Annotated in this window: 4 protein-coding genes and 1 pseudogene; all 5 read left to right on the forward strand. The window is 67.2% G+C overall.

What is annotated here, in order from left to right:
- On the forward strand, positions 1-186 hold a 186-nt coding region (locus tag ACWDNY_RS31345; RefSeq protein ID WP_451649196.1), incomplete at its 5' end, for a hypothetical protein.
- 95 nt (positions 187-281) lie between these two features.
- Positions 282-680: a hypothetical protein gene (locus tag ACWDNY_RS31350; RefSeq protein WP_451649197.1), complete on the forward strand. Its 399-nt coding sequence runs from the start codon at positions 282-284 to the stop codon at positions 678-680.
- A 197-nt stretch (positions 681-877) separates the two neighbouring features.
- Positions 878-1,232, forward strand: a pseudogene (locus ACWDNY_RS31355) (helix-turn-helix domain-containing protein); the annotation flags it as partial.
- 13 nt (positions 1,233-1,245) lie between these two features.
- Positions 1,246-1,482, forward strand: a complete 237-nt coding sequence (locus ACWDNY_RS31360; RefSeq protein WP_451649199.1) for a hypothetical protein — start codon at positions 1,246-1,248, stop codon at positions 1,480-1,482.
- Positions 1,479-1,739, forward strand: coding sequence for a hypothetical protein (locus ACWDNY_RS31365; RefSeq protein ID WP_451649198.1), 261 nt, complete (start codon positions 1,479-1,481; stop codon positions 1,737-1,739). The genes ACWDNY_RS31360 and ACWDNY_RS31365 overlap by 4 nt, the downstream gene beginning before the upstream one ends.
- The last annotated feature ends 67 nt before the right edge of the window (positions 1,740-1,806 follow it).

Below are 1,806 nucleotides of genomic sequence, written 5' to 3' on the forward strand. Positions count from 1 at the left end.
GAAGGGTCGGGCATCGAGAACCCGCTCATGCTCGCCGCGCTCATGCACCGGCGTGGGGAGCGCGGCGAAGGGTCGGGCATCGAGAACCCGCTCATGCTCGCCGCGCTCATGCACCGGCGTGGGGAGCACGGCGAAGGGTCGGGCATCGAGAACCCGCTTCTCCTCGCCGCGCTGATGCGCCGCTGACAGGACATGGCAACACCCCTGCCCTCCGATCGTTGCCGTCGTCGACGTCGGGGGGCAGGGCCCCGTACGGCAATCGAAGACTTGAGGAACGACAAATGGCAGCTGAGTCCGACGGAGAATCGGAACGGGATCCCGTGGAGGCCTTCATCGATGAGGTCTTTGATGAAATGGTGCGCGACGCCAGAATTCCGCGCACCGGCAATGGCGTCAAATACGGAAGGGACCCGCTGGCTGGAGCTCTGATGGAAGCGGCCGTGGAGTCCCTGTCCCGGCCGCCCTCCCGTTCTTCCTCGGAACTGGAACGGGTGCTGTTCACGCAGACCATGGCGACCGCACTGGCGGAATCCCTGGCGCCTGCACTGGCAGATGCGCTGGCCTCGGAGATCATGAAGGTCCTGACCCACCACGCCGCCTCCCGAAACGGCAGCATCCGTGAGTCCGTCGCCGGGGCCGGCCGCGGCCACCGTTCTTCCGGCGGTGGCGCCCACTCCTGACCGGGCCTCCGACCTGGTGATCCCCCACGCCAGGTGGGCAGGACACTGGCGGGCTGCAGCGGCTCCGCGGTCTGGGCCGTGGCTCCTCTCCGGCCGGCGCGATCGCTGTACTTCGCTGCTGTACGCCACAACAGCAGAGGCCCCCGGATCATCTTGGGTTCTAGTGGTCGTCGCAACACCCCGGTCCAAGGGGTGCGATGGACTTCGAGATCCGCAAGGTCCGGACGGCTCAGGGCCGCAGACGGCATGGTCCGTGAGCGGGAGGAATACTTCCGGCTCATGGACCAGGGGCTGAGCGGCCGGGAGGCATGTCGACGCGTCGGAATCAACATCCGGACGGGAAAGCGATGGCGTAACGGCCGCAATCCGTCGGGCAGGAACAAGGCGGCACCACCGGCGCATGCGGTGGTGCCGCCTCCTGGTCCGTCCCGATACCTGCGTGAGGTCGACCGGATCTACATCGCCGACCGGCTGCGCGAGAAGGCGTCGGTTCGGGCGATCGCCGCCGAGCTGGGCCGCAGCCCGTCGACCATCAGCCGGGAGACGGGGCGGTTGGCGTGCTCGCATGCGCGTGCTGCTGGAACCCCGGTTCCTCGTTGTCGAGTTGGAGAGGAGTTCTGACCTGGTCCGGCTCACTGCCCGCGATATCCGCGCCTTCCTCGCGAAGACGGCCGTCACCTGCCAGTGCTGCGCTCAGGGCAAGGACGAGAAGCGGCCGGAACACAAGCGGCGCCGCTGCGCCCTCGGCAAGTGCTGCAAGACCCCCTCTGACCGGACCGTGCGCTTCCTGACGCCCGCATGATCATGGAAGTCCTGGGCCACAGCTCGATCCGGGTGACCATGGACATCTACACCTTCGTGCGCCTCGACTCGCAGCGCTCGGCGTTCGATCGCGTCGGGGATGCCCTGAGGGGTGACGACAGCGATCCGGACGACGACGAGGGCTCGGCCGCTGCCTTGATGCTGTCTAGCCACCTTGAACTCACAGATCAGGCAGGAAGCGCACGGTCAGCTGCTGTCCGAAATGCGATCACTCGTTCGCGGGACTTCGGCATATAGGGGCGATTTAGTGACAAGCCGGACCCGGGGTGGCGCCGCCGGGCACGCCGGACGAGCAGCAGATAAC

Source organism: Streptomyces sp. NPDC003697 (genome assembly GCF_053587115.1).